Annotated in this window: 27 protein-coding genes, 1 pseudogene and 1 riboswitch; of the genes and pseudogenes, 15 read left to right on the top strand and 13 right to left on the bottom strand. The window is 72.4% G+C overall.

Translation table 11 applies throughout. The features are described from left to right. Positions 1–83 precede the first annotated feature (83 nt). From GQ466_RS03685 to GQ466_RS32625, 3 genes are all read right to left on the bottom strand, one after another. Positions 84–899 (bottom strand): peptidoglycan-binding domain-containing protein, encoded by an 816-nt coding sequence (locus GQ466_RS03685; protein ID WP_161101329.1) that lies wholly within the window; start codon positions 897–899, stop codon positions 84–86. A gap of 10 nt (positions 900–909) precedes the next feature. Continuing rightward, positions 910–1,746: a M23 family metallopeptidase gene (locus GQ466_RS03680; protein ID WP_161101328.1), complete on the bottom strand. Its 837-nt coding sequence runs from the start codon at positions 1,744–1,746 to the stop codon at positions 910–912. Positions 1,747–1,942: 196 nt separating this feature from the next. Continuing rightward, positions 1,943–2,590 (bottom strand): TetR family transcriptional regulator, encoded by a 648-nt coding sequence (locus GQ466_RS32625; protein ID WP_161101327.1) that lies wholly within the window; start codon positions 2,588–2,590, stop codon positions 1,943–1,945. A gap of 129 nt (positions 2,591–2,719) precedes the next feature. On the opposite strand from GQ466_RS32625, the gene GQ466_RS03670 reads away from it, so the two are divergent. Continuing rightward, on the top strand, positions 2,720–3,913 hold the full coding sequence (locus GQ466_RS03670; protein WP_161101326.1) for a family 1 glycosylhydrolase: 1,194 nt from the start codon (positions 2,720–2,722) through the stop codon (positions 3,911–3,913). 25 nt (positions 3,914–3,938) lie between these two features. Here the strand turns inward: GQ466_RS03670 and GQ466_RS03665 are convergent, their stop codons facing one another. Next, a complete protein-coding gene (locus tag GQ466_RS03665; RefSeq protein ID WP_161101325.1) occupies positions 3,939–5,066 on the bottom strand; it encodes a serine hydrolase in 1,128 nt (375 codons plus the stop codon). 207 nt (positions 5,067–5,273) lie between these two features. Between GQ466_RS03665 and GQ466_RS03660 the strand changes: the two genes are divergently transcribed. From GQ466_RS03660 to GQ466_RS03635, 7 genes are all read left to right on the top strand, one after another. Then, positions 5,274–6,302, top strand: a complete 1,029-nt coding sequence (locus tag GQ466_RS03660; protein ID WP_161101324.1) for a substrate-binding domain-containing protein — start codon at positions 5,274–5,276, stop codon at positions 6,300–6,302. A 2-nt stretch (positions 6,303–6,304) separates the two neighbouring features. Beyond that, a complete protein-coding gene (locus GQ466_RS03655; RefSeq protein WP_161101323.1) occupies positions 6,305–7,351 on the top strand; it encodes an ABC transporter permease in 1,047 nt (348 codons plus the stop codon). Further along, on the top strand, positions 7,341–7,727 hold the full coding sequence (locus tag GQ466_RS32195) for an ATP-binding cassette domain-containing protein (protein ID WP_272917921.1): 387 nt from the start codon (positions 7,341–7,343) through the stop codon (positions 7,725–7,727). The genes GQ466_RS03655 and GQ466_RS32195 overlap by 11 nt, the downstream gene beginning before the upstream one ends. After that, a complete protein-coding gene (locus tag GQ466_RS32190; RefSeq protein ID WP_337193303.1) occupies positions 7,724–8,146 on the top strand; it encodes an ATP-binding cassette domain-containing protein in 423 nt (140 codons plus the stop codon). Before GQ466_RS32195 ends, GQ466_RS32190 begins: the two co-directional genes overlap by 4 nt. 179 nt (positions 8,147–8,325) lie before the next feature. Further along, entirely contained in the window at positions 8,326–10,725 is a 2,400-nt protein-coding gene (locus GQ466_RS32620; RefSeq protein WP_202419955.1) for a glycosyltransferase, read from the top strand. Continuing rightward, complete coding sequence (locus GQ466_RS03640) at positions 10,725–11,993, top strand: acyltransferase family protein (RefSeq protein ID WP_161101321.1); 1,269 nt, start codon at positions 10,725–10,727, stop codon at positions 11,991–11,993. Before GQ466_RS32620 ends, GQ466_RS03640 begins: the two co-directional genes overlap by 1 nt. Before the next feature lie 129 nt (positions 11,994–12,122). After that, positions 12,123–13,190 carry a zinc metalloprotease gene (locus GQ466_RS03635; protein ID WP_161101320.1) on the top strand — a complete coding sequence of 356 codons (1,068 nt, stop codon included), beginning with the start codon at positions 12,123–12,125 and terminating at the stop codon, positions 13,188–13,190. On the opposite strand, the gene GQ466_RS03630 is transcribed toward GQ466_RS03635, so the two are convergent. Next, the gene (locus GQ466_RS03630) at positions 13,184–14,266 is read right to left on the bottom strand and encodes a CHAP domain-containing protein (protein ID WP_202419954.1); all 1,083 of its coding nucleotides are present in this window, start codon (positions 14,264–14,266) and stop codon (positions 13,184–13,186) included. The genes GQ466_RS03635 and GQ466_RS03630 overlap by 7 nt on opposite strands. 18 nt (positions 14,267–14,284) lie before the next feature. Next, positions 14,285–14,385: riboswitch (cyclic di-AMP (ydaO/yuaA leader) on the bottom strand. Positions 14,386–14,615: 230 nt separating this feature from the next. Here GQ466_RS03630 and GQ466_RS03625 point away from each other — a divergent pair. Further along, complete coding sequence (locus GQ466_RS03625) at positions 14,616–16,475, top strand: HAD-IIIC family phosphatase (protein ID WP_161101319.1); 1,860 nt, start codon at positions 14,616–14,618, stop codon at positions 16,473–16,475. Here the strand turns inward: GQ466_RS03625 and GQ466_RS03620 are convergent. Beyond that, positions 16,472–17,329: a LysR family transcriptional regulator gene (locus GQ466_RS03620; protein WP_161101318.1), complete on the bottom strand. Its 858-nt coding sequence runs from the start codon at positions 17,327–17,329 to the stop codon at positions 16,472–16,474. The two genes, GQ466_RS03625 and GQ466_RS03620, sit on opposite strands and share 4 nt — an antisense overlap. A gap of 42 nt (positions 17,330–17,371) precedes the next feature. Between GQ466_RS03620 and GQ466_RS33055 the strand changes: the two are divergent. The 3 genes and pseudogenes from GQ466_RS33055 to GQ466_RS32615 all read left to right on the top strand — a co-directional run. Continuing rightward, positions 17,372–17,779: pseudogene (locus GQ466_RS33055) on the top strand (EamA family transporter); the annotation flags it as partial. Between the two features lie 3 nt (positions 17,780–17,782). After that, positions 17,783–18,292: a DMT family transporter gene (locus GQ466_RS33050; RefSeq protein WP_419866912.1), complete on the top strand. Its 510-nt coding sequence runs from the start codon at positions 17,783–17,785 to the stop codon at positions 18,290–18,292. Between the two features lie 97 nt (positions 18,293–18,389). Further along, a complete protein-coding gene (locus tag GQ466_RS32615; RefSeq protein WP_161101316.1) occupies positions 18,390–18,986 on the top strand; it encodes a restriction endonuclease in 597 nt (198 codons plus the stop codon). On the opposite strand, the gene GQ466_RS33045 is transcribed toward GQ466_RS32615, so the two are convergent. Both GQ466_RS33045 and GQ466_RS32610 read right to left on the bottom strand, forming a co-directional pair. Continuing rightward, a complete protein-coding gene (locus GQ466_RS33045; protein ID WP_161101315.1) occupies positions 18,976–19,161 on the bottom strand; it encodes a DUF72 domain-containing protein in 186 nt (61 codons plus the stop codon). The two genes, GQ466_RS32615 and GQ466_RS33045, sit on opposite strands and share 11 nt — an antisense overlap. Beyond that, a complete protein-coding gene (locus GQ466_RS32610; RefSeq protein ID WP_161101314.1) occupies positions 19,076–19,288 on the bottom strand; it encodes a DUF72 domain-containing protein in 213 nt (70 codons plus the stop codon). Before GQ466_RS32610 ends, GQ466_RS33045 begins: the two co-directional genes overlap by 86 nt. Positions 19,289–19,391: 103 nt before the next feature. Between GQ466_RS32610 and GQ466_RS03595 the strand changes: the two genes are divergently transcribed. Beyond that, the gene (locus GQ466_RS03595) at positions 19,392–20,228 is read left to right on the top strand and encodes a phosphoribosylaminoimidazolesuccinocarboxamide synthase (RefSeq protein ID WP_161101313.1); all 837 of its coding nucleotides are present in this window, start codon (positions 19,392–19,394) and stop codon (positions 20,226–20,228) included. A 1-nt stretch (position 20,229) separates the two neighbouring features. On the opposite strand, the gene GQ466_RS03590 is transcribed toward GQ466_RS03595, so the two are convergent. Beyond that, positions 20,230–21,033, bottom strand: coding sequence for an SDR family NAD(P)-dependent oxidoreductase (locus GQ466_RS03590; protein ID WP_161101312.1), 804 nt, complete (start codon positions 21,031–21,033; stop codon positions 20,230–20,232). An 83-nt stretch (positions 21,034–21,116) separates the two neighbouring features. Between GQ466_RS03590 and GQ466_RS03585 the strand changes: the two genes are divergently transcribed. Continuing rightward, the gene (locus GQ466_RS03585; protein WP_161101311.1) at positions 21,117–21,995 is read left to right on the top strand and encodes a LysR family transcriptional regulator; all 879 of its coding nucleotides are present in this window, start codon (positions 21,117–21,119) and stop codon (positions 21,993–21,995) included. Positions 21,996–22,000: 5 nt separating this feature from the next. On the opposite strand, the gene GQ466_RS03580 is transcribed toward GQ466_RS03585, so the two are convergent. From GQ466_RS03580 to GQ466_RS03565, 4 genes are all read right to left on the bottom strand, one after another. Further along, a complete protein-coding gene (locus tag GQ466_RS03580; RefSeq protein WP_161101310.1) occupies positions 22,001–22,642 on the bottom strand; it encodes an MBL fold metallo-hydrolase in 642 nt (213 codons plus the stop codon). A gap of 9 nt (positions 22,643–22,651) precedes the next feature. Continuing rightward, positions 22,652–23,374 carry a maleylpyruvate isomerase N-terminal domain-containing protein gene (locus GQ466_RS03575; RefSeq protein WP_161101309.1) on the bottom strand — a complete coding sequence of 241 codons (723 nt, stop codon included), beginning with the start codon at positions 23,372–23,374 and terminating at the stop codon, positions 22,652–22,654. An 86-nt stretch (positions 23,375–23,460) separates the two neighbouring features. Further along, positions 23,461–24,444 (bottom strand): glutathione S-transferase C-terminal domain-containing protein, encoded by a 984-nt coding sequence (locus tag GQ466_RS03570; protein WP_161101308.1) that lies wholly within the window; start codon positions 24,442–24,444, stop codon positions 23,461–23,463. Positions 24,445–24,524: 80 nt separating this feature from the next. After that, positions 24,525–25,202 carry a FadR/GntR family transcriptional regulator gene (locus GQ466_RS03565; protein WP_161101307.1) on the bottom strand — a complete coding sequence of 226 codons (678 nt, stop codon included), beginning with the start codon at positions 25,200–25,202 and terminating at the stop codon, positions 24,525–24,527. Positions 25,203–25,224: 22 nt separating this feature from the next. On the opposite strand from GQ466_RS03565, the gene GQ466_RS03560 reads away from it, so the two are divergent. Next, positions 25,225–26,436 carry an MFS transporter gene (locus GQ466_RS03560; protein ID WP_161101306.1) on the top strand — a complete coding sequence of 404 codons (1,212 nt, stop codon included), beginning with the start codon at positions 25,225–25,227 and terminating at the stop codon, positions 26,434–26,436.

The raw sequence follows: 26,436 nt of genomic DNA, 5'->3' as shown, positions 1-26,436 counted from the left end.
GTAGTCGGACGCCCTTGCCGACGGGCCGGTTCCGTCCCCCTGGGCGCGGACGGCCAGGCTGTTGGAGCCCGGCCGTCCGGCTGTCAGGAGCGCTGGTATTCCTCCCAGGTCAGTTTTTGGACGGACGGGCCGTCGTCGGGGGCTCGGTCGGCGAGGCCGTTCAGGCCCAGGTAGTAGTCGCCCGCCTGGTGCTGGGCCTGGGGGGACTGGTCGGTGTCGGAGATCGCCACCGCGTGGATGTGGTAGCCCCAGTCGCCCTGGGACGGGGTGCGGAGCCAGGCTGCGAAGCCGACCTCGCGCAGCGTCCGCACCACTGTGGTGCGTGTTGCCGTGGTCATGCCGGAGACGGAGAGGTCCACGACGCCGCCGCCGTCGTGCGTGCCGGCCGAGGACGGGTCGCCGCCCGGGTTGTAGGAGCCCTGGGTGATGACGAACTCGCGGTTCAGGAGGCGTTCGGCTTCGGCCAGCATCGACTTCGTGCGGGTGTTGACTGTGGCTCCGCGGTACGTGGTCCTGGAGCCCGGGGTCAGTTCGCGGACGACCGTGAACCGGCCCTCGCCCAGCGTCCGCAGCGATGTGCGGCCCGGCAGGCCAGACGCGTCCAGGCCCGTGTAGCCGAGGGAGCGCTGGTAGGCGGCGTAGGCGTCGATGGTCTTCGTGCCGAAGTAGCCGTCCACGTAGGCCGGGTCCAGGAAGTTCCGGGCGTCCAGGGCCTGTTCGACCAGCAGCACGCTGGCCTTCGCGCCGGGTGTCAGGGTGTTGTCGGCGCGGCGGGGGTCGATTTGGGCCGCTTTGACGACCGCCTCCATGTCCACCGACGGCAGGGCCGCTGATGCGGGGGACGCTGCGGCCAGCCCTAGGAAGATGGTCAGTACGACGCCTGCCAGACGTTTCAGCATGGCGTCCTTCTCAGCCGCAGTGCTCGAACGGGCTGGTGTACGACGACGAGCCGACCGATCCGCCCCACTTCACGCACAGGCCTCCGGCCGCACGTGACACCGGGCCTGCGTAGTAGGCGAAGTTGCCCGAATCGGTGACCGTCGTTCCGCCCTCCACCTGGAGGTGCGCCGACACCGCGGACGGGGTGCCGACGTTGGTCGACTTGAGCGTCACCACGCAGTTCCGTGCCGTGGACGACGCGTACAGCAGGTAGACCCGTCCGCCGGTCAGGCCGTAGGAGTCGATGACCGCGTAGCCGGAGCCGCACACTTCGGCGGCGGTGTACGGGTTGCCGCCGCACTTGTTGTGGCTGGTGAAGTCGGTGTGGCCGTAGTAGGGGACGGCCACGCCGTCCAGGACGGCCTTCTGCGTCGTCCCGTTGAGCCGCTGCTCGTAGTGCAGGTGCGGGCCGGTCACGTTGCCGGTCGCGCCCGCCTTGCCGATCTGCTGCCCGAGGGACACCTGTTGCCCCACCGACACCTGCTGCGCGGACAGGTGCGCGTACCGGGTCCGGTAGCCGCCGCCGTGGTCGAGTTCGATCCACTTGCCGTAGCTGGTAGAGCCCTCGTCGGCGACGCGGGTCACGGTGCCGCCGGCCGAGGCCAGCACCGGCATTCCCGTGATGCCGTCCTTCTGGAAGTCGACGGAATAGGGCGGGTTGTGGCCGGAGAACGTCGCCGCCGTGACGACCGTTCCGCAGGCGAACGGGACCTGGAAGTCGGGTGCCGCGACCGCCGGGGCCGCGAGGCCGGCGGACGCCAGGACTCCGGCCGCGAGGACGGCGAAGGCCCGGATGACTCGTCGCATTTCTGTACCTCCGCAAGGGGGGACGCGCGGACAGCCATTGATCGGCCCAACTATCACATGACCGGCCCGCCCAGATCAGCGCCGGACGCATTAATAAACCCGTAACGACAGGTATTAAGGACGGCCGGTCACCGCCGCTGAGCTGGCCGGACGAGAATGTTCCACAAAACGCGCCGCGCAACGCGGGCAAGAGCGCCTATGCCGTGCCGAAGCGCTCGAAAAGGCCGTCGGTGTAGGCGCGCATGACGCCGAGGTAGTCGACGTTCTCCGGGTCCATCAGCCACTGGATCTCCAGGCCCATCATCATGGAGATCACTTCGTGGGCGACCTGCCGGGCGTCGACGTCGTCCCGGATCTTCCCCACCTGCTTGTCCGTCTCGACGGCCGTCACGATCCGCTGCCGCGCCCGTTCGTACCGGCGCACGAAGAAATTGTGCAGGCTGTCGTCCGGGTCGAGGCTCTCGGCGGCGAGCACGACGTACAGCCGCGTGAACAGCGCGTTCTGCATGATGAGTTCGGCGGCTTCGGGGAGTTCGGCGAGGCTGACCATCGCGTGCGCCTCGTAGAACCAGCTTTCGCGCCTTTCCCGTTCCTCCACCGCCTCGCCGAGCAGGCGGTCCTTGCTGCCGAAGTAGTAGATCAGGTTGGAGTGCTTGAGGCCGAGGCCGTCCGCCAGCTCGGTGAGCCGCAGCCCGCGCTGGCCCTTGCGGGCGAGCGCCTCGATGGCGGCGTCGAGGATCTCCTGCCGGCGGGCCTCGCCGCGCGGCTGGCGTTTCGCGCCGTCCGCCGGGGCGGTCTTGCGCTGCGCGGCCGGAACCGTCCGCTCGGTCGCACCGTCGGCCACCGGTCCTCCTCTCGCCGCGATTTCTTGACGGAACCGTACAGGGCCGTCGGGACCCGGGAGTCATCGTGCCAGGCAGCGGCCGTTTTTGACAGCCTTGAAAATTTTTGGGGCGCGTGCCAGGGTGCCAGCATGCGTTGGCCTGAGAACTTCATGTGGGGAACGGCGGCTTCGGCGACCCAGGCGGAGGGCGCCGCGCCCGCCTCGGACTGGTGGGACTGGGAGCGGCAGGGACGCGCCCCCCGCTCCGGCGACGGCAACGGCTTCGCGACCGCGTACGCCGACGATTTCGCCCGCTATGCCGGGCTCGGACTCCGCCACCACCGGATGTCCGTCGACTGGGCGCGGCTCGAACCCGAGCCGGGGCGGCACGACCGCTCCGCCGTCGCGCGCTACCGCGACATCCTCGGCGCCGCCGCCGACGCGGGCCTCACCCCGTGGCTCTGCCTGCACCATTTCACGCTCCCCCGATGGTTCGCCGAGCCCGGCGGATTCACCCGCGACGACCATTGGCGCGAGCACTGGCCGCGGCACGTCGAATTCGTCGCCGAAACGTTCGGCGACCTCGTCGCGGGATGGCAGCCCGTCAACGAGCCCAACTACTACCCGTGGATCACCTACGGCGGCGGTCCCTTTCCTCCGGCCCGTCCGGACGCCGAACTGTTCGGACGCGCGTCCGAGGGAATCCACCTCGCCACCGCCGAGGCCGCCCGGATCCTGCGCGGCACCGGAAAGCCCGTGGCCTCGATCTACGGCCTTTCCGTCCCCGTCGCGCTCGACGATTCGCAGAAGACGGCCGAGCGCGTGAAGAACCATCTCGCCGACCACTGGGACGCGTGGATCGGGCTCGTCCGGGACGGCGTCCTGCGCGTCCGCGACCGTCCCCCGATCGACGCGCCGCATCTGGCGGGCGTCTTCGACCTGATCGGTTTCTCGTACTACCGGATCACGGGAATCCGCGACGGAGAGTCCGTCCCGTACCCGCCCGAGGCGCCGCTGTCGGACATGGGCTACGCGGTCTCCGCCGACGGCCTCCGTCTCGTCCTGGAGAAACTGCACGCCGAGCTGAACGGCACTCCCCTGCTGGTCGCCGAATACGGCGTCGGCACCGACGATGACGATCTGCGCGCGCACTACCTCCGCGACGGCCTCGCCCTCGTCAACGAGGCCATCGTGAACGGCGTGGACGTCCGGGGCTTCTTCCACTGGACGGGCGTCGACAACTACGAATGGCTGCGCGGCTACGACGTGTCCTTCGGCATCATCGGCCGGGACCGCGTGATTCGCCCCAGCGCCCACGTCCTCAAGAAGGAAGCCCTCGGCTGACGCCGGGCGGCGCTCGCCTCGCGTACTAGGCGAGCGCCGCCCGGACGGCCCGCATGAGGTGCAGCGCGCGGGCATCGCAGCGCGGCGGGAGCACGATGCGTTTCACCGTGTAACCGAACGACAGGTCGTAGTACGGGTCGCGGACGCCCACGCAGCCGCCGAGACCGTCGTGGCCGAACGCCTGGAAGCTGCCGTAGGCGAGCCGGGGTTCCACCGGGCGCTGGAAGACGATCCCGTAGCGGAACGGCAGGCCGGACAAAAGGTCGTCGCCCGCCACCTGGAGCTGGGACACCTGCGCGACGACGTCGGGCGACGCGAGCGCCGGGCCGTCCAGCGCGTGACCGAGCGCCGCGTACATCCGGGCGAGGCCGCGCGCCGTCGCGAGGCCGGCGAGCGCGGCCGGGCCCGCGCGACGTGCCGCGACGCCGTTGACCCACGTCCACACCGGCCCGGCGTCCGACGGCGCGACCAGGGCGTCGAGCGAGTCCGGCGCGCTCATCGGGACGGACGCCAGGCCCGCCGTCAGCTCCGCGTCGGTGGGCAGGTCGACCGGCACGACGCGCGCGTCGAGGGACTCCGGGACGCCGAGATGCACGTCGATGCCGCGCGGGGCGGCGATGTCGTCGCGGAAGACCTCGGCGAGCGTGCGTCCCGTCGTGCGGCGGACCAGCTCGTCCGCGAGCACCCCGACCGTCACGCCGTGGTAGGCGAACGCGGCGCCGGGCCGCCAGAACGGCCGCTGCGCGGCGAGGCGTTCCGCCAGCGCGTCGTGGTCGAGCAGTTCGGCCGTGGTGTACCCGCCGTCCACGGTCGGCAGCCCGGCCTGGTGCGAGAGCAGTTGCCGGACGGTGACGGCCTCCTTGCCCGCGGCGGCGAAGACGGGCCAGTAGTCGGCGACACGCGCGTCCAGATCGAGTTTCCCCTGCTCGACGAGGTGAGCCACCGTGACGCCGATGGCCCCCTTGCCGCAGGAGAAGACGGGCAGCAGCGCGTCCTCGGCCCACGGCCCGCACGTCAGATCGACAACCGGAACATTGTTTCGGTAGGCGGTGAACTGGGCGCAGTAGGTCGGGTCCGCGTCGGCCAGGACCGCGAACGCGTCCCGCACCGTCGCGTAGCCGGACGCGACGTGCCCGCGCACCCCGGCGCTCACGCCGCCGCGCCCGGACGGCCGGGCGCGCGCCGGCCCGAAATCTCTCGCATACCGGCACGATCGCATGGCCCGAAAAATTTTTCAAGGCTGACAAGAATCTATTGACACAGCCCCCTGCCTGGGCAGATAGTCGGACACCACCCCCCTCGTGAGCTGCGTCACACGCCGCCGAGCCCGGGGTGACCCACCCGGAGAAGGGGAACCACAGTGCAGCAATCCCTCACCACCCGGCGGCTCCGCGCCCGCTGGACGGCCGGCGTGGCCGCCGCGGCGGCGCTGGCGGCCTGCGCGGCCGGCTGCGGCGCGTCCGACGGCGCCGCGAAGGGCGCGACCGGCCGCAGCCTCAAGATCATCTACGTGCGGGACGTCCCCCAGCCGACCCCGTTCGACGCGCCGATCGTCAAGGGCTACAAGGACGCGGGCAAGCGGCTCGGCGACAACGCGATCTTCCAGGGCGCCCCGGCCAACACCAAGGCGAGCGACCCCGCCCAGGAGAAGCGGATGCTCCAGAACGCGGTCGCGGAGAAGCCCGACTGCCTGATCGTCACGTTCGACACCCCGTCTGCGCAGGGCCCCGAGGTGCAGAAGGCCCAGAAGGCGGGCATCCCGGTCGTGTTCGCCAACGCCGGCTACCAGCAGGCCGAGAAGTACGGCGCGCTGACCTACATCGGCTCGGACGAGACGCTGCAGGGCAAAATGGGCGGCCAGGAACTCGCCAAGCGCGGCATCAAACACCCGCTGGTCGTTACGTTGACGCCCGGTTCGCTACCGCTCACCGACCAGCGCAACGCCGGATTCAAGTCCGGCTACACCGGCAACACAACGTGGCTGTACATGTCGCTCAAGGAGGCGGCGGGGACGGCCGCGTCCATCGCCGGGTCCATCGAGGCGAAACTGGCGCGCGACCCGTCCATCGACGCCGTCTTCACCACCGGCGTCGTCTTCACCCCCGCGCAGCTCGCCGCCCGCACGGCCACCGGAGCCCGCGCGGCGAAGACGACCTGGGCGACCATCGACACCAACGCGCAGATCCTCGGCGCGGTGAAGGACGGCGAGCTGGCGTTCGCGCTCGACCAGCAGCAGTACCTCCAGGGCTACTGGGCCGCGCTCGTCTGCGACCAGTACGTCCGGTACGGGCTGCGGCCGGTCGACCCGGTGATGGCCACGGGACCGATCGTCGTGACCCGGACGAACCTCGCGGACTACCTCAAGGCCGCCGCGGAAGGGATCCACTAGCCATGGCCGTCCGGCACCTGACCGCCGACCATCGGCGCGCACCCGACCGCAACCGCGTCCAGCGCGCGTTCCTGCGCCCCGAGCTGACCGCCGTCGCCAGCACGGTCGTCGTCTTCGCGATCTTCGCGCTGGCGGGCGGCGACGAGGGGTTCCTGTCCTCGCTCGGCATCCGCAACGTGCTGCAGGTCTCGGCGACGATCGGGATCGTCGCGGCCCCGATGACGCTGCTGATGGTGGCCGGCGAGTTCGACCTGTCGGTCGGGTCGATGGTCGGCGCGGCCGAGATCATGTTCGGGTACCCGGTCGTCCACGGCTGGCCGCTGTGGGCAGCGCTGCTGCTGGCGCTCGGCGGATGCGGGCTGATCGGGCTGGTCAATGGGATTCTGTCCGTCCGGACACCCATCCCGTCCTTCCTGGTCACCCTCGCGACCATGTTCATCGTCGCCGGCGGCGCCGCCGCGATCGCGAACGGCGGCCTCGGCGGGACGACCGTCGCGGGCGTCAACGAGGCGCTGTCCGGGGACCCGCTGCTGCGGCTGTTCTCCGGCGACCTCGGCGCGTGGATCCCCGTCTCGGCCGTGTGGTGGATCGCGCTGAGCGTCCTCGCCGCGTGGCTGCTGATCGGCACCCGCTTCGGCAACTGGATCTCGGTGACGGGCGGCGCCCGCGAGTCCGCCCAGCGCGCCGGGATCCCGATCGCGCGGGTGAAGGTGCTGATGTTCGTCCTCACCGCGCTCGGCGCGGCGCTGGCGGGCGTCCTCGCCGCGCTCGGCTCCAACACCGCCAACGCGGCGGACGGGAGCAACCTCCAGTTCGAGGTGATCGTCGCGGCCGTCATCGGTGGAACGTTCCTGTTCGGCGGGCTCGGCACGCCGGTCGGGACGGTCTTCGGCGCCCTGTTCTTCGGGCTCGTCTATCAGGGCTTCTATTTCACGAACATCGACACCAACTGGTTCCAGGCCCTGCTCGGCGCGCTGCTGCTGGTCGCCGTCCTGGCCAACAACACGGCCCGGGAGTTCACGATGCGGCGGTTGCGCGATGACCGGTGAGAACGGCGGTCCCGTCTTCGAGGCGCGGGACGTGAGCAAGTCCTACGGGACGGTCCGGGCGCTGGACGGCGTGAGCCTCCGCGTTTGTCCCGGCCAGGTCACGTGCTTGCTCGGCGACAACGGCGCGGGAAAGTCCTCGCTCATCAAACTGCTGTCGGGCGTCACGCCGCCCGACACCGGGACGCTCGCCGTGGACGGCGTCCCGGTCGCCTTCTCCAGCCCGAAGGACGCCCTCGCGAAAGGCATCGCGACCGTTTTCCAGGACCTCGCGATGGTGCCCGTGCTGCCCGTCTACCGGAATTTCTTCATGGGCCGCGAACGGTGCGCGGCCGGGGTCCGTTCGCCCGGTTCGACAAGCGGACGGCACGGAGCGTGACCCGCGAGCAGCTGGAGTCGATCGGCATCCGGCTGGCCGATCCCGAGCGTCCCATCTCGACGCTCTCCGGCGGTGAGCGGCAGTCCGTGGCGGTCGCGCGGGCCGTGTACTTCGGCGCGCGGGTCCTGCTGCTGGACGAGCCGACGTCCGCGCTCGGCGTCCGCCAGGCCGAAACGGTCCTGCGTTATGCGGTGCGCGCCAAGAAGCAGGGCGTCGGCGTCGTGCTCATCACGCACAACGCGCAGCACGCGTGGGCCGTCGGCGACCGGTTCGTCGTCCTGAAACGCGGCGAGGTCGCCGTGGACGCCGACGCCGGGCGGATCACGCTGGACGAACTCGTCCGGCAGATGGCGGGCGGCGCGGACGTCGCCCGCATGCAACGCGACCTGCGCGATCTGCGCGAAGATCACGGTGGGTGACCGGCCGGGCGGAAAAGCGGCGCACGGCCCGCCATTTCCGTGACGGAACGTGCGGGATTGTTACCGCCAGGTGAAGCGGCTGGGCAAATGACTCAATGAAGCATGATGCCTTCTCGGGACGGGTCGGGGACGATGGCGGACGATTCGCCGCCCTCTCCCAGCAGCGAAGGAGTTTCACCGTGCCCCCCGCCCAGCCCGATTCGCCGTTCCTGCCCGCTCCCGTCGCCCCGCCCGTTGAACCGGTCCAACCCGTCGCGGCACCGAAGATCAGGGCCGTTCCGGATCCGCCGCCGTCCCCCCGCTCGCGGATCCGGACGGCCCCCCACACCAGCGCCCAGGTCCTCGCCGTCGGCCCGCCGGGGCCCCGGCTGGACCGGGTGTGCGAGGCGCTGCTCGAAGGCGGCCACCACGTCCAGCACGCCGTGCCCGGCGACGTCCGCCGCCAGGTCCAGATGGCCGCGCCGGACGCCGTCGTGGCGCTCGCGGGCGACGAGGGCGGCGACGAACTCGTCCGGGAGGTCCGCCGGGTCCCGGCCGGGCGCGCCGCGCCGCTCGTCGTCGTCACGCCGGTGCCCGGCCCCGAGGGCGTCGTCGCCGAGCTGCGCAGCGGCGCCGACGACTGCGTCCACGACACGTCCGACCCGGACGAACTGCTCGCCCGCGTCGAGGCCAAGCTGCGCCGGGTGCCGGTCCCGGTCGAGCACCTGCCGATGGACCTCGGCACCGGCCTGTACTCCCGCCAGCACTTCCTGGACGAGGTCGACCGCGAGCTGCAGCGGCCGGAACCGGGGCCGCGCGGCGGCGTCGTCGCGGTCGTCCGGGTCGCCGAGATGGAGGCGCTGGAGGCGCGGCTCGGGTCGCGGGCGCGCCGCGAGGTCGCCGAGCGGATGGCGGGCGTCGCCGAACGGCTCGGCCGCGCCAGCGACCGGTTCGGCTGGCACGAGGGCGGGCAGCTGCTCATGCTGCTGCCCGGCGTCGACGCGCACACCGCCGAGCACGACCTGCGCGAGTTCGCCGACGCGGTCGCCGGGACGCGGTTCGTCGTCGCGAACGAGAACGTCCTGCTCACGCCGCTGATCGGCTGGGTCCCGCTGGCCGGGAACGGCGACCACGCCACCATCTTGGAGCGGGCGGCGAACGCCGCGACGGAGGCGGCGCGCCACCGCGACCTGCAGCCCGTCCGGTACGAGCCGTGGATGCGCGGCGACCAGGAGCGGCGAAGACCGCTCCAGGCGCTCGCGCGGGCGCTGATGCCCGTGCTGTCGCCGGTGCTGATGCTGCTGCTCGGCGTCGGCGTGCCGCTCGCGGGCTACGTCCTGCTGGAGCAGATCGGATGGGACGCCGGGCCGCTCATGTACTGGGTCGTGTCCGGCGCGCTCGTCCTCTCGGCGGGCCTCGTCGTGCTGGAGTGCCTGTACGCGCTGGACTCGGTGCCGCGTCCGGCCGCGCCCGCCGCGCCGTACCCGCCGGCGAGCGCGATCATCTGCGCGTACCTGCCGAACGAGGCCGCGACGATCGTGGACACGGTCGAGTCGTTCCTGCGGGTGGACTATCCGGGCCAGCTGGACATCGTGCTCGCCTACAACACGCCGCGTCCACTGCCCGTCGAGGACGCGCTGCGCGAGATCGCCCGCCGCGACCCCCGGCTCGTGCTGCTGCCGGTGCAGGGCAGCACGTCCAAGGCGCAGAACCTCAACGCCGCGATCACGCAGGTGCGGGGCGAGTTCGTCGGGATCTTCGACGCCGACCACCACCCGCACCCGGCCGCGTTCCGGCTGGCGTGGAACTGGCTGTCCAACGGCTACGACATCGTCCAGGGGCACTGCGCGCCGCGCAACGGCGCCAGCTCGTGGGTGGCGCGGATGGTCGCCGTCGAGTTCGAGGCGATCTACGCGGTGAGCCACCCGGGCCGCGCGCGGATGTTCCAGTTCGGGCTGTTCGGCGGCTCGAACGGCTTCTGGCGGACGGAGCTGCTCGCGTCCACCCGCATGCACGGCGCGATGCTCACCGAGGACATCGACTCCACGATGCGGGCGCTGCAGGGCGGCGCCAAGATCGCCTCGGACCGCGAGCTGGTCTCCCGCGAACTCGCTCCGACGACGCTGCGCGCGCTGTGGCACCAGCGGTCGCGGTGGGCGCAGGGGTGGTCGCAGGTATCCCGCAAATACCTGCGCTCGCTGCTGTTCTCCCGCTCGTTCACCTCGCGCCAGCGGTTCGGGTTCTTCATGCTGCTCGGCTGGCGCGAGGTGCAGCCGTGGCTGACGCTCCAGATGCTGCCGATCCTGATCTACTCGGTGTGGCGGGTCGGCGGCGTCGACCGTCTCAACTGGGCCGTGCCGCTGTTCCTGCTGGCCACGCTGTTCACCGTCGCGACCGGACCGATCCAGGCGGCGTTCGCGTACCGCCTCGCCGCGCCCGTCGTGAAGAAGCGAAAGTCCTGGTTCTTCCTGTACCTGGTCATGTCGGCGCTGTTCTACGGCCACTTCAAGAACCAGGTCGCGCGCAACGCCCATCTGAAGGAACTGCTGGGCGTCCGGCAGTGGCGGGTGACGCCGCGGACCGCGCGGGGCGACGGCTGATGGCGGCGTTGAACGGCGTCGCGCGTCCGGTGCCCTCGGCGCGCGTGCCCGAACTGCCCAAGCACCCGCCGGAGGGCGCGCCGCGCGGCGGACGGGTCCGGGAGCTGGAGGGCTACCGGGGGCTGGCCGCGATCAGCACGATCCTGTTCCACGTCTGGCAGCACTACACCCGGTACGGGCCGGACGGCGCCCGTCCGCCCGTGGAGAACCGCCTGCTGGCCGCGATGCTGTCGTTCGAGGTGGTCGATCTCTTCTTCGTCCTGTCGGCGTTCCTGCTGACGCTGTCGTACGCCCGCGCCGCGATCGACCGGACGAACGCCCAGCCCGCGAAGTCGTTCCTGTTCCGGCGGGCCGTCCGGATCCTGCCGCTGTACTGGTGCGCGATCCTGTTCGTCTGGGCGACGCGGAACCCGCGCCTGCCCGGCGACTGGCGCGACCTGCTGGAACACCTGACGTTCACCCAGGTCTTCGACCAGAAGCGGATCTTCTACACGATCGGCCCGTCCTGGTCGATGTCGCTGGAGATCATGTTCTATGGCGCGCTCGTCCTGCTCGGCCCGCTGGCCGCGCGGGCGTGCGCGCGGGTCGAGGACCGCTCGCGGCGGATCCTGATCTGCGCCGCCGGCTGCCTGGCGCTGTACGTCGTGCCCGTGCTCTGGCTCGCCGTCGCGCGGTACGGCCTGCACATTCCCGTCACCGAATGGCCCGCGTACTTCGGTCCGCAGGCGCGCTTCCACGCGTTCGGCGCGGGGATGCTCCTGGCCGTCGTGATGGTCGGGCTCGGCGACCGGGGACGGCTCGAACCGGCCGCCGCGCGGCTGGTGCGGCTGGCCGTCCCGGTCGCGCTGGTGCTGCTGACGTTCCTGGCCGACACGCCGGAAGGCCCGTTCGCGATCTTCTACCACCCGATCTGCGCGGTGCTGTGGACGGCGCTGATCTACGCGACCGTCCACGCGTCGGGCGACAACGCGTGGCACCGGCTGCTGCGCTCGCGCGTCCTCACCGCGATCGGGCTCGTCAGCTACAGCGTGTACATGTGGCACGAGCCGATCATGATCACGCTGGACCGGGCCGGGCTGATCCCGACGAGCCAGTCCGCGTTCCCGCTGGCGTTCGTCGTCATGCTCGCCGCCGTGCTGCCCGCCGCGACGCTCAGTTACTGGCTCATCGAATATCCGTCCGCGCTGCTCCGCCGTCTCCGCCATCCCACCCGGGGAAGCCGCGATTTCTACGCGGCCATCAACCAGCCCGCCCGCTACGACCGCTGAACGCCTTTCACGGAATGGCCGCGTCCGGTCATGGTGCCGGATGCGCGCCGCTTCCGGTCTACCGTGAGCCCGACGTCCGCACCGCGCCCGCGCGCCGGACGTTTCCACGGTTCGGCGAAAGGACGGCTCGTGGTCGCGAACCCCTTCCGGATCAAGGTCGTGAGCGGCGGCTGGAACCCGCCGCCGGACGGCGCCGTCGGCAGCTGGCCGTGGCCCGTGAAGATGATCAGAGCCGTCTTCCAGGACCCGAACGGCTGGAGCGTCGGCGATTACTGGCGGCGCGCGAGTTTCGGGATCCTGAATCCCGAATTCGACCTCTCGGAGGTCGGCGCGCTCCCGATGAGCCTCGCCGACCTGGACGCCAACTGGCTCTCCCACCACCGCGGCGACGCCATCGAGGCCGTCCTCGCCCGGGCCAGGAGCGAGGACCTGCACGTGGACGGATACGACGGTTTCATCGCGCTCGTGAATCCGCCGCCGTCGGACGCGGGCGCCTGGGGACGCAACGCGCTGCTCGACCAGAACGGTTACCTGGAGTTCTTCCAGCACGAGATCGGGCACGTTCTCGGACTCGACCACGCCTTCGGCTGGAGCACCGGTTCCGGATCGGCGCCCGTCCCCTATGCCGACGACTACTGCGTCATGGGATACACCGGCCCGCAGAGTTTCACGGTGCCCACTCCCCCGGTGGCTTCGAGCGTCGTCACGCCGCTGCCGGGCAACTTCTGGCAGAGCGGGCGCCGCGTTTCCGCCGCGAATCTCTACCGCTCTTTCCCGAACGAGATGAGCCCGTGGGTCACGCGGTTCACCACCCGCGAGAAGGCGATCGTCGGGGCGGCCAGCGCGGTCGCCGAGATCGGGACGCCGGTGCCCGCGCGTCCGCTCGCGGTGATCTCGCTGAGCGGCACCGGCGTCCCCGGCCCGCCCGATCCGGAGCTGGCGATCGAGTACCGCGTCCCGACGGTGGACGACCGGGGCGTCACGCCCGCCGTCGTCGTCCACTCCATCGGGCTGCGCGGGCTCGGGCCGGGCGTCGGCGAGGTGCGGCCGGTCGTCCTGGAGGGGACGCTGCAGCCCGTCGTCGGCCAGTCGCTCCAGGTGCAGCGGTCGACCGTCACGGTGACGTCGAACGAGTTCCCCGGGACGGGCCTCGGCCGCAAGCCGCCCGTCGTCGTGGTGTCGGTCTCCTCCTACTGACGCGCGGGCTGGGCCGAGCCGAGTTCGGCGTGGACGCCGTCCCAGAACGCCAGGTCGGCGTCGTCGGCGAGGTGCGAGACGCGGTTCCAGAACTCGCGGTCCTCGGCCTCGGCGGCGACCGCGGCCGTCACGGCGGGCATGACCGCCGTCGCGGACTCGGCGAAGTCCAGGTCGGCCGGGGTGACATCGGCCGGGAGCGCCACGCGGTGGTGCCGGCCGCGCCGGCGTCCGACCAGGCCCAGCGGACGCGCCGGACGGTGGTGCTTGCCCCGTTTGCGCCGCTTCGACGGTTCCTCGACCACGGCGGCCAAGACCGCGGTCTCGGCCTCGGCGGCGTCCAGGTCGGCCGGGGTGACGTCCAGCGGCAGCGCCACGCGGTGGTGCTTGCCGCGCCGGCGCACCCGGATCGGCGCCTCGGCCGGGACGCGCGCCGCGAGCGCGCGGCCCGCCGCCAGCGCGACCGTCCCGCACACCGCGACCGCGAGCAGCCCGCCGAGCAGGCCGTCCTGGCCGATCAGCGGCTCGTCGTGCTTCGGAACGGTCCGCTGCACGGTCGCGACCGGCGCGGGCGCGGGCTCCGGACGGGAGTGCCGCGCGACGTACGCGCCGTCCTTCACCTTCGCCGGGTACCCGTACCCGACGACGTCGCTGAAATCGCGGGTCTTGCGCTTGAGGTAGATGCCGTCGGTGTTGCCCTCGACCGTATGGAGCGTGCGTCCCTTCACGCTCTCCACGATCCCCACATGGCTGATCCCGTCGATCTTCTTGGACCCGCTGAAGGAGTAGAACACGATCGCGCCGGGCTCCGGCCGCGTCCCCCACGCGCCCTGCTGCTTGAACCAGGTCGCGTGCTCGATCGTGGACGCGAACTGGCCGACCCGGTCCACGACCCCGGCCTCGTGCGCCGCCCACGCGATGAACATGTCGCACCAGGGCGCGGTGCTGAAGTAGTCGTCCCCACCGCCGACATTGCTTCCGTACCAGTCTCCGTACTTGGTGTAGCCGCCGGACTTCTCGTGGTACCCGAGTTCCTTCGTGGCGACCTTGAGCAGTTTCTCGCCTATGTGATCGGTCATCGGCTCTCCTCGGCGCCGCCTACCGGGTTAGCTGACGGGTTCGGACCAGGAGCAGGCCCTACCGCGCGCGGCGGATTCACCCCGGGAACAGGTGGTTCCCCGGCTCCCGGCGGACGTGGGGGGCGGCGCCCGGCCGGGACTCGGCGGTCGGCCCGCGCTCCCCCGGGAGAGGAGCGTGTCACGGGCCGTAATGGAGCAAGGTAGAGGACGTTCCCGCTGATCGCAATGCCCGCGGCCGTGTTCCCGCAGCTCAGCGCCGCGCTTGCCGCCTTCGCGGGGCTCTAGGTCGGCTTTAGCGGACCCGCCGATGATCGGTGACGAACGGGACCGGCACACCGAAAGGACCGGTATGAGCGTCACCGAACTGCACCGGGCGGGACGGCTCGCCGCCGAGTACCCGGCCGTCCGCGGCCTCCTTGACGGAGCCGACCCCGACACGCTGCGCCGCGCCGGACAGGTGCTGGCGCGGCTCGACCCCGCCGCCGTGCTGGCCGAGCATCCGGACGTCCCGGTGCTGTCGGTCGCCGTCACCGGGCACGGGACGCTCGGGCCGCTCGTCCCGGCCGTCGCCGTCGAACTGGCCCGGCACGGGCTGCTCGGCCGGTTCACCACGGGCGATTTCGATGGGTACGTCTTTGAGCTGTCCGACCCGGAGAGCCCGATCTACGCGGCGGACCCGGACGTCGTCCTGTGCCTGCTGGACCCCGAGGTCGTGTTCGACGAGCTGCCGTCGCCGTGGACGGCCGCCGACGTCGAGGACGCCCTGCGCGCCAAGGTCCGCCTGATCGAGTCGCTGGCGCAGCGGTTCACCGAGACCACGCGCGCGACGCTCGTGCTGAACACGCTGCCGCTGCCGTCGCGGTTCACGTCCCAGCTCGTCGACTACCGGTCGCGCGCCCGGCTCGGCATCGCGTGGCGGACGGCCTGCTCGGAGCTGCTGCGCCTCGCCCAGACGCACGACCGCGTGGTCACCATCGACCTGGACCCGCTGCTCGCCGAGGGGATCGCGGCCGACGACGCGCGGCTCGGCGTCTACACGGGCCTGCACCTGTCGCCCGACCTGCTCGCCCGCTACGCCCGCGAGGTCGGCCACCTCGCCCGCAACCTGACCGGACGCACCAAGAAGGCCCTGGTCGTGGACCTGGACGGGACGCTGTGGGGCGGCGTGCTCGGCGACGACGGCATCGAGGGCATCGAGGTCGCGGGCGGCTACCGGGGCAAGGCGTTCCAGGCGTTCCAGCACGCGGTGAAGCAGATCGCCGGGCAGGGCGTGCTGCTCGCGGCGGTCAGCAAGAACGACGCGGAGACCGTCCGGGAGGTGCTGCGCGACCATCCGGAGATGGCGCTGCGCGAGGACGATTTCGTGCGCGTCGTGGCCAACTGGCGTCCGAAGCATGACAATCTCGCCGAGCTGGCCAAGGATCTGAACCTCAGCACGGACGCGTTCGTGTTCGTGGACGACAGCTCGTTCGAGTGCGGGCTCGTCCGGCACGCGCTGCCGGGCGTCGCGGTCGTCGCGCTGGACACCGAGCCCGCGCTGCACCTCGGACGGCTGCTCGCCGACGGCTGGTTCGACGTGCGGGAGCTGACGGCCGAGGACCGGCAGCGCTCGGACCGCTATCGGGAGGACCTGGCCCGCAAGGACTTCCTCGACACGTTCGACTCTCTTCAGGCTTATCTGGATGAACTGGACGTCCAGGTGCGGCTGGAACCGGCCGACGACGCCGGCGTCCCGCGCCTCTCGCAGATCACGCTGCGCACCAACCAGTTCAACCTGACCACCGAGCGGCTGCAGCCCGCCGACGTCCGGGCCCGGCTGGAGGACCCGGACGCGCGCGTGCTGTCCGTCCGGTCCGAGGATCGCTTCGGCTCCAACGGCGTGGTCGGAGCGATCTTCCTTCGCTGGGACGGGCCGGTGCTGTCGGTCGAGAACTTCCTGCTGAGCTGCCGGGTGTTCTCGCGGGGCATCGAGCAGGCGTGCCTGTCGGCGGTGCTGCGCTACGCCGCCGCCGCGGGGGCGGAACGGGTGCGCGGGACGTACCGGCCGTCGCCGAAGAACACGCGGGTGCGGGACTTCTACCAGCGCAACGGGTTCGCGCCCGCCGGGGAGGAGGACGGCGCCTCGGTGTTCGTCCACGACCTCGCGGAGATCGCCGACACGCCGTCCCACCTGCGGCTGGACGACCTGCTCGCGGCGACCGGCCGCTAACCGCCGGCCGCGCCCCGCCGCACCGCGCGCAGGAACGCGCGCGCGGCGGGGCCGGGCCGGTCGTGCGCCGCCAGGTGCAGCGTGCGGGGGGCCGTCGGCGCGAGCGGGACTTTCGCTATTCCGTCCGGCCTTTCGGGGAGCGCGAGGGAAGGCACCAGGGAAACGCCGATGTCCTCGCGGACGAGGGCCAGCAGCGTCGCCATTTCCCGTACCCGGTGGACGGGCCGGTAAGGCACGTCGCGCTCGCGGTGCAGGCGGCAGATCTGCGCCTCGCATCCGCCGTCGGAAATCAGGAACGGGTCGTCCGCCAGGTCGTCCAGGCTTATTTTCGCCTCTTCCGCCAGCGGATGCGCGGAATGCAGGACGGCGACGAAAACGTCCTCGGCCAGCGGCACGGCGACCGCGCCGGCCGGCGTGGTCACGACGCCGAGGTCGACGACGCCGGCGGCCAGCCAGGCGCCCACCTCGTCGTCGGTGCCCTCCAGCAGGATGGTCTCGACGTCCGGATGCAGGTCGCCGAAGGCGCGGACGAGCGGGGCCAGGACGCGGGCGGCGCTCGGGAGGGTGCCGATGCGGAGCCGTCCGCGCACCGCGCCGGACGCCGCCGCGGTCTCCTCCGCCAGCCGCGCGACGTGCCGCAACGCCGCCGCCGCGTGCGGCAGGGCGCGGCGGCCCGCGTCGGTCAGGCGGCAGCCGGCGCGGTCGCGGACGACGAGGCGGATGCCGAGTTCGGTCTCCAGCGAGGTCAGGGCGTGGCTGACCGCCGACTGCGTGACGCCGAGCAGGTCGGCGGCGCCGGTGACGCTGCCCGCCTCGTCCACGGCGCGCAACGCGCGCAACTGCGCCAGGTTCATGAGCCGGCCTCATGGAATGAATGAAGCGTTTTTGTTTGCCTCATGCTTTCAGAGTGCCTTATCACCGGGTGCATGAGCGGTGTTCTGATGCTTTTCGTGGCGGCGGCTTGGGGTGCGTCGTTCCTTTTCATGCGGCAGGCGGCGCCGGTGCTCGGGCCGGTCGGGATGATCGAGGCGCGTGTTCTGCTCGCGGGTCTCGCGCTGGCGCTCGTGTGCGCGGCGCTGCGGCGGCTGCCGCGTCCTTCGTGGGAATTCCTGCTGCTCGGCGCGCTGACGGCGGCCGTGCCGTTCACGCTGATCGGCGCGGCCGAACTGCGGCTCACCGCCTCGCTCGCGGCCCTGCTCAACGCGACGACGCCGCTGTTCTCGGTGCTCGTGACGGCCGCGCGGGAGCGGCGGGCGCCGTCCGTGCGCGAGGGGGCGGGGATCGCGCTCGGGATCGCGGGCGTCGCCGTGCTGGTCGGGCTCGGGCCGCAGCGGGTGGACGCGGGGTTCCTCCTGGCCGTCGCGGCGAGCCTGCTCGCTTCCCTGGCGTACGCGCTCGGCGGCGCGTACGCGCAGACACGGTTCCGGAACAAGGATCCGCTTAGCACGGCGGCCGGCCAGCAGCTCGGCGCGGCACTCTGCCTGGCCCCGCTGGCAGTCGCCCTCCCGCCCTCGCACCTGCCGGGACCGGACGTCGCGGCCTCGGTGGCCGCGCTCGGGCTCGTCTGCACGGCCCTCGGATTCGTCGCGTTCTTCCGGCTCGTCGAGCGGATCGGCGCGACGGGCGCGCTGAGCGTCACGTTCCTCGTGCCGTTCTTCGGGCTGCTCTGGGGGACGGTTTTCCTGGGCGAACCGATCGGGCGGGGCACGCCGGTCGGTTTGGCGCTCGTGCTCGCCGCCGTCGTCGCCGTGTCCCGCCGCCCGGACGCGCGCGGCGCAATTTCGGACGGACGGGAAACCGCCCGAACAAGCAACTGACTCGTCCGTTTACGGTCACTTTCCCGAATCCGCCGACCCTTCCCCGGATGACCTTGAAAAATCGAGAGGATTCGCCTTCCCCCTGGAGGTTCCCTCGGTGTCAGCGCCCTCCCGCCCCGGCCGGTCCACCGCAGCGTTCGCGTCGATCTGGACGGGCGCGGGACTCGTCACGGCGTTCGGCGTCTTCCTCGCCGTCACCAACTGGCAGCTTTTCCTCACGATCCTCATAGCGGCGGCGATCGCCGGCCTGGGCGGCGGTTCCCTCGTCCTCATCCGCCGCCGGGAAGCACGCCTGCGACGCGAACGGCTCCGCGAAATCGCCCACCTGGACCGGGTGGACGTCATGAGCGGCACCGACTTCGAGTTCCTCACCGCCGACCTGCTGCGCCGCGACGGATTCAAATCCGTGGAGGTCGTCGGCCGCGCGGGCGACCGGGGCGTGGACGTCCTCGCCACCGCCCCGGACGGACGGCGCATCGCCGTCCAGTGCAAACGCCAGCAGAAAAAGGTCGGCTCCGACCGCGTCCGCAATCTGATCGGCGCGATCCACGGCACCTACGCTGGACGCGTCGGCGTCCTCGTGACGAACGCCGGCTTCACCGCGCCCGCCGTCGACGAGGCCGCCGGACGCGTCATCCTGCTGGACCGCGCCGCGCTGGCCCGCTGGATGAACGGCCGCCCGTTCACCCTGTGAGATGCCGAAACCGCAGCGCATTCTCCACAGCCGCACCGCCGGGGTCGTTGTTGAAATACACGAAGACGTCCTGCTCGTCACCCCAGTGCTCACCGATCCGCGCGGCCCAACCCCGGCGTCCGCTCCCGCCACGTCTCGAACGTCTCCCGCCGAGGCAACCGATAGAACGCGCCATTGTTCTCGACCGCGGAGAACACCGCGGCATAGGTCTCCAGCCAAACCCGCTGCGGCACCCCGGCGGGATACAGAACCCCCCGCCAGTCCGCGTACTGCCACCCCGAAGTCCCGACGATCACCGCCACTCCAGTCCCCTACCCACAGCAGACTCCGCACGCCCCGGAAGGGGGAGGCGGGGGTGTGGGGCGCTAGCGTTGGGGCAGAGCGACGAGCGAGCAGGGGTGAACAGTGGAGCTGGTCCACTCGGGCAAGGTCCGGGACGTGTACGCGGACGGCGATGATCTGATTCTGGTCGCGTCCGACCGGGTGAGCGTCTACGACGTGGTGCTGCCCACTGCTATCCCCGAGAAGGGCAAGATCCTCACGCAGCTCTCGCTGTGGTGGTTCGACCAGCTCGCCGACGTGATCCCCAACCATGTGATCTCCGCGACGGACGTTCCGGACGAGTGGGAAGGGCGCGCGATCCGCTGCCGGCGGCTGGAGATGCTGCCCGTCGAGTGGATCGCCCGCGGCTATCTCGCCGGTCTCGGGCTGCAGGAGTACGAGAAGACCGGGACGGTGTCGGGCGTCCGGCTCCCGTCCGGGCTGGTCGAGGCGTCGCGGCTGCCCGAGCCGATCTTCACCCCGACCACCAAGGCGACCGTCGGGCACGACGAGTTCATCACCTACGCCGACGTGGTCGAGGAGATCGGCGCCGAGACCGCCGAACGGCTCCGCGAGGTCACGTTGGACGTCTACCGGCGCGGCGCGGCCATCGCGGCGGAGCGCGGGATCGTCATCGCCGACACCAAGCTGGAGTTCGGCCGCGCCCCCGACGGCACGCTCGTCCTGGCCGACGAGGTGCTGACGCCCGACTCGTCCCGGTTCTGGCCGGCGGACGCCTGGCAGCCCGGACGCGCGCAGCACTCGCTGGACAAGCAGTTCGTCCGCGACTGGTCGTCCACCGTCACCGGCTGGGACCGCACGCCGCCCGGCCCGGAGATCCCCGCGGACGTCGTCGCCGCCACCCGCGCCCGCTACGTCGAGGTGTTCGAGACCCTGACCGGACGGCGCTGGGACTCCTGAGTCAGTCGAACGCCGTCGCCCGCGCCACCGGCTCCCACGCGCGCAGTTCGGCGCGGACGGCGTCGGCGTGGGCGACCAGCGCGTCCACCGCGTCGTCGCCGAGCGGGAGGCGCAGCGGCGTGTCGCCGTCGAGCGCGGTGAGGATCGCGGCGGCGGCCTTGGCGGGGTCGCCCGGCTGCGTCCCGTCGGACGTGGCGGCCATCTCGCGCGTCTTCCCGACCGTGTCCGCGTACTCCGGCATCGGCTCCGACAGGTAGAGGCGTCCGCCGAACAACGCCGTCCGGAACGCACCGGGCTCCACGATCAGCACCTTGATCCCGTGCGGCGCGACCTCTTCCGCGAGTGCCTCCGAGAAGCCTTCCAGAGCGCACTTCGTCGCCGAGTACGCGCCGAACCCGGCGAACGAGAGCTGCCCGCCCATGCTGCTCATCTGCACGATCGCGCCGCTCCCCCGCGCCCGCATGTGCGGCAGGACGGCCCGCACGAGCGCCGCCGGGCCGAAGAAGTGCAGCTCCATGAGGGCGCGCAGCTCCGCGTCGGTGGTCTCCTCGACCGCCCCGATCTGGCTGCGGCCCGCGTTGTTGACGAGCACGTCGATCCGTCCGTGCCGCGCCACGACCTCGGCGACGGCGGCCTCGACGGCGGCCGGATCGGTGACGTCCAGCCGGACGGTCTCCAGGTCGTCCAGCGCCGCCGGGTCCCGGACCGCACCGACGACCGTGTCCCCCGCCGCCTGCGCGGCGCGCGCGATCGCGCGGCCGAACCCCGACGACGCCCCCGTGATGAGCCATACGCGGTTTCCCATGCCGTCCGTTATGCCAGGCCCGCCGGTGCCGCGTCCAAGACCGTTTTCCGGTCGTTCCATCAACGCCGTTTATGATCCACGGGATGGAGCTGCGCCCGCTTCGCTACCTGATCGCCATCGCGGACGAGGGCAACCTCGGCCGCGCCGCCGCGACCCTGTTCGTCAGCCAGCCCGCGCTGTCGTACGCGCTGCGGAAGCTGGAGGACGAACTCGGCGTCCGGCTGTTCGACCGGCACGCGGGCGGCGTCACGCCCACCGCCGCGGGCCGCGACGTCATCGCCGAGGCGCGCCGCACCGTCCGCCAGGCCGAGCGGGTCACGGCCGCCGCCGAACGGCACCGCGCCGGCCGGACGGGCGTCCTGCGGCTGGGCTTCGAGGCGACCGGCGCGGGCGAGCTGACCACCCGCGCCCGCGCCGAGTTCGCGCGGCTGCACCCGGACGTGCGGGTGCGCCCCAAGCGCTTCGACTGGTCCGGCGAGGCGGACGCGCTGCGCGAGGGCCGGGTGGACGTCGCGTTCGTCTGGCTGCCCGCCGACCTCACCGGGCTGCACGCAGAGATCGTCCACACCGAACCCCGCGTCGTCGGCTGCGCCGCGACCCACCGCCTCGCCGGCCGGGAGGGCGTGTCGGTCGCCGAACTCGGCGACGAGCCCCTGATGTGGACCGAGCGCGCCCCGCGCGCCTGGGTGGACTGGTGGGCGATCAACCCCCGTCCCGACGGCCGCGCGCCCCGCTGGGGCCCGACCAACGACAACGTCGAGGAGATGCTCGAACAGGTCGCGGACGGCGCGGCGATCTGCTTCGCCCCGGCGAGCATGGCCCACTACTACACGCGCCCGGACCTGACCTGGATCCCGCTCGTGGACGCTGACCCGCTGCAGGTGGCGCTCGCCTGGCCCGAGGACGCCGCCACTCCCCTCGTCCGGGCGTTCGCCGAGGTCGTCCGCTCCCTGGTCCCCTGACCCGCTCAGAGCGCGGTGGCGGTTCCTTCGTCCAGGACGCGGACGTCCGTGGTGTCCGGGCCGAGGTTGCGAAAGAGCTGGTAGTGCAGCTGCCGGTGGACCTCGGCGAGCCCGCCCTGGTGGATCGGGACGGCGATCTCCGGGGCGACGGCGCGCAGGTAGTCGATGCCCTCGGCGACCTTCATCCACGGGGCGCCGGTCGGCAGCAGCAGCACGCGGGCCGGGGCGGGCGGCGGCGCGAAGGCGTCACCCGGGTGGTACAGGGCGCCGTCGATGAGGTAGCCGTTGTTGTGCGGGCAGGGCAGGTCCGGGTGGATGACGGCGTGGTCCCCGCCGACGACCTGCACGGTGGCGTCCGCGACGGACACCGTGTCGCCGTCGGTCACCGTCTCGTGGTCGACGGCCGCCTCGTCCAGGCGCGCGCTCGTCCCCGGGTCGGCGAGCACGCGGGCGCCGGGGTTGGCCTTGAGCAGCGCCGGCAGGCGGCCGAGGTCCAGGTGGTCGGGGTGCTCGTGCGTGAACAGGACGGCGTCGAGCCCGGTGACGTCCTCGAATCCGCCGGAGTAGGTGCCGGGGTCGAGGAGCAGGCGGCCTCCGCCGTCCAGCTCCACCAGCACACAGGCATGTCCGAAATGGGTGATGTTCACGGGTCCTCCTCAGAGCCAGGCGGGCAGGTCCGGCAGCGGGTCCGGGCCGAGGTCGGCGCCGGTCGTCCGGCCGGTCAGCCAGCCGAGCAGCGCGGCGGTCGTGCCGGCCGCCTCGGCCGCGTCGGCGACGTCCGGCCGGGTGACGAGCGCCGTCCCCGTGCCGGGACGCAGGATCAGCGCCGGGCAGTCGGGATGCGCGGCGAGCCGGGAGACGACGTCGTCCAGCAGCGTCGTCGCGAGGTCGCCGGGGAGGTCGGCGAACGTCGCGCCCGTGTTCAGGTCGATCGCGTGGATCCACACTTCCCGGACGCGCAGCCACGGGATCACCGCGGCGGGCATCGCGTCGCCCTGCGCGGTGCGGACGGTGCGCGCCCACGCCTCGTCCGGCAGCGCGTCCAGCCGGGCGGACAGCCGGACGGCCGAGTCGGCGAAGTCCGCCAGGATCGCGCGCGGCTCGCGGCGCACGCCGCTCTCGATGTCGGCGGCGCGCTGCGCGGGGCCGCCCGGGTACATGGGCGTCTCCACGCCGGTCGTCGCCCATTCGACCAGGTTGCCGAGGGCGTCGGCGTTGCGCGCGAGGTGGGTCAGGAGGTGCGCCGCCGTCCAGCCGGGCAGCGCGATGAGGCCGTCGAACCGGTCTTCGGGGATCTTGGCGACGTGCGCGGACAGATGGTCGGTGCCCGCGCGGAGCCACGCCAGGGACCGGGACGGCGGTACGGGTTCGGGTGCCATGCGTTCTCCTGCGCGGTGGACGAACCGGTCCCGCCAAGGTAGCGGGCACGTCCGACGCCGCACGCCGGGACCCCTCCGGGGAGCGCTCAGGCCGCGAGGGACGCGCGGGCGTGCGGTTCGTCCCAGTCGGCCCGGTGGGGTTCCACCTCGATCCGGGTGACGGCCGGGTCGAGGAACGGCGGGCCGAGATGGGAGAAGGCGGACAGGTCGGTCGTCTCGCGGAAGGCGGGGCGCTGGTAGAGGTCGCGGGCGTAGGCCCACAGGTGCGGGAAGTCCGGCAGGCGGCGTTCGCTGATCTTGGCGAACGGGTTGTAGGTCAGGTCGAAGCGGGCGAGCGTCACCCACAGCCGGACGTCGGACTCGGTGATCGTGGCGCCGTGCAGGAAGCGGCGCGCGGCCAGCCGCTCGTCCAGGCGCTCCAGGGCGGAGATCACGCGCCGGCGCAGGTCCGCGTAGGCCGCGTCCGAGGCGGCGCCCGCGACGCGGTAGGTGCCGTCGTTGACGTTCGCGTAGATGTCGGCGTTGAGCGCGTCGATCTCCGGACGCAGCTCCTCCGGGTAGAGCCGGACCGCCGGGTCGGCCCACCGGCCGAACTGCGTCGCCAGGTCGAGCGTGATGTCGGGGAAGTTGTTGCTCACGATGCGCCGGGTCGTCCGGTCCCAGAGCACGGGGACGGACACGTGGCCGTCGAAGCCGGGCTCGGTCGCCTCGTACGCCTCGCGCAGGTAGCGGAACCCGTTGACGGGGTCGGGGCCGCGGCTTTCGCGGAACGCCCAGCCCAGGCCGTCGCGTTCGTCGTCGACGTAGGAGAGCGACACGACGTCCTGGAGCCCCGTGAGGATCCGGACGATGGCGGTCCGGTGAGCCCACGGGCAGCGGTGGGCGACGTAGAGGTGGTAGCGGCCGGGCTCGGCCGGGTAGCCGCTCGAACCGTCCGCCGTGATGCGGCCTTGGAACGGATAGCGGGGACGGTTCCAGCCCCCGTTCTTCACGCTGAGCGCCGTCGCCCCGTAGACCCCGTGCTTCTCCAGGTCCACCGGGTCGGCGTAACGCGCGTCTGCCGTGGCCATCTGATCGCCTCCAGCCGGACATCGGTCGGCGCGGAGCGCCGCATACTCGATCAAATCTACCGGTTAGCCATGGATTTGGTTCAGGCCAGTTCGGTTCCGCATGTCGGCATCTGCAACATGGCCTCGGCGGCGGCCCTGTCCGCGTCCTGCGCGCGGACGGCGTCGAGCAGGCGCGCGTGGTCCTGGTACGCCTCCGGACGCAGGCCCGTCTCGAAGTGATCGCGCAGCGAGTCGCGGACCACCGCCGCGAGGTCCGCGTACAGCTCCACCAGCACCTCGTTGTGCGAGGCCGCCACCACCGCCCGGTGGAACGCGGCGTCGGCGCCGACGAAGGCGTCGCGGTCGCCGGACGACCAGGCCGCCTCGCGCAGGGCCAGCAGCTCGTCCAGGCGCGCCAGGTCGTCCGCGGTCCGGCGATGGGCGGCGGACCGGGCCGCCGCCGCCTCCAGGGCGCGCCGCACCTCCACGACGTGCCCCTGGTCGGCGGACGCGAACCGGCGCCGCATGACGCCCGCCAGCTCGCTGGTCGCGACGACGTACGTCCCCGAGCCCTGGCGGATGTCCAGCAGCCCGTTGTGGGCGAGCGCCCGCACCGCCTCCCGGACGGTGTTGCGCGCCACCCCGAGCCGCCGGACGAGTTCGGGCTCGGTGGGGATCCGCGACCCGACCGGCCAGGCGCCGGACACGATCTCCCGCCGCAGCCGGGCCGCGACCTCCTCGAACAGCCCGGACGGACGCGGCACCGGACCAAGATTCATCCCATGATTATACGATTGCCGCGTGGCGCACGAGAAAGCCCGGGCCGAGCCCGTCCCCCGGCGCGCGTCCGGGCACGCCCGGCCGCGCCCGGTCGCGGTCGCGGCCCTGCTGCTGACCGCGCTGAACCTCCGTCCCGCGGTGACGAGCCTCGGCCCGGTGCTCCAGGAGGTCCGCCGCGACCTCGGCATGAGCGCCACCGTCGCCGGGCTGCTGACCTCGATGCCGGTGCTGTGCTTCGCGGTCGTCGGCTTCACCGCGTCCCGGCTCGCGGCCCGGCACGGCTCCGACCGCGTCGTCCTGGCCGGGATGGCGGCGGTCGCGGCCGGGCTGCTCCTGCGCCTGTTCGCCGGGGGCGGCGCGCTGTTCCTGGCGGCGAGCGCGCTGGCGCTGGCCGGGATCGCCGTCGCGAACGTCCTGCTCCCGGCCGTCGTCAAGGAGCGCTTCCCGACGCGCGTCGGCGCGATGACCGGGCTCTACTCGATGGCGCTCAACCTCGGCGCCTCGTCCGCCGCCGCCGCGACGGTGCCGCTCGCGCGGACGCTGCACGGCGACTGGCGCGCCGCGCTCGGCTGCTGGGCGCTGCTCGCGGCCGTCGCGGTGCCGCCGTGGCTGGCGCTGCGCGGCGACCGGGCCCGGCCCGTCGCGCCGGGGACGCGCGACGCCCGCCGGCTCGCGCGCGACCCGGTCGCCTGGGCGCTCGCCGGCTACTTCGCGCTGCAGGCCACCGCCGCGTACGTCGTCATCGGCTGGCTGCCGCAGATCTTCCGCGACGCGGGGCTGTCCGCCGAGACCGCCGGGCTGCTGTTCTCGGTGACGTCCGTCCTCGGCGTACCGCTCTCGTTCGCCCTCGCGGCGGCGGCCGGGCGGCTGCGCGGGCAGAGCGCGCTCGCCGCCGTCCTCGGCGCGTTCGGCCTCGCCGGCTACGCGGGCCTCTGGGCGGCCCCGGCCGCCCTCCCATGGCTGTGGGCGATCCTGCTCGGCGTCGCGAACTGCTCGTTCCCGCTCGCCCTCACGATGATCGGCCTGCGCGGGCGGGACGGCCCGACCGTCGCGCGGCTGTCCACCTTCGCCCAGAGCGTCGGCTATCTGCTCGCCGTCCCCGGCCCGATCGCCGTCGGCGCGCTCTACCAGCACACCGGCGGCTGGGGGGCGCCGCTGGCCTTCCTGGCCGTGCTGATGCTCCCGCAGATCGCGACGGGCGTCCTGGCGGGCCGCGACCGCGAGATCGCCTGA

Origin of the sequence: Actinomadura rayongensis, assembly GCF_009831215.1 — a bacterium.
Taxonomy (GTDB): Bacteria; Actinomycetota; Actinomycetes; order Streptosporangiales; family Streptosporangiaceae; genus Spirillospora; species Spirillospora rayongensis.
The sequence above is the reverse complement of the archived record's forward strand: the minus strand, read 5'-3'. Positions and strand labels throughout refer to the sequence as shown.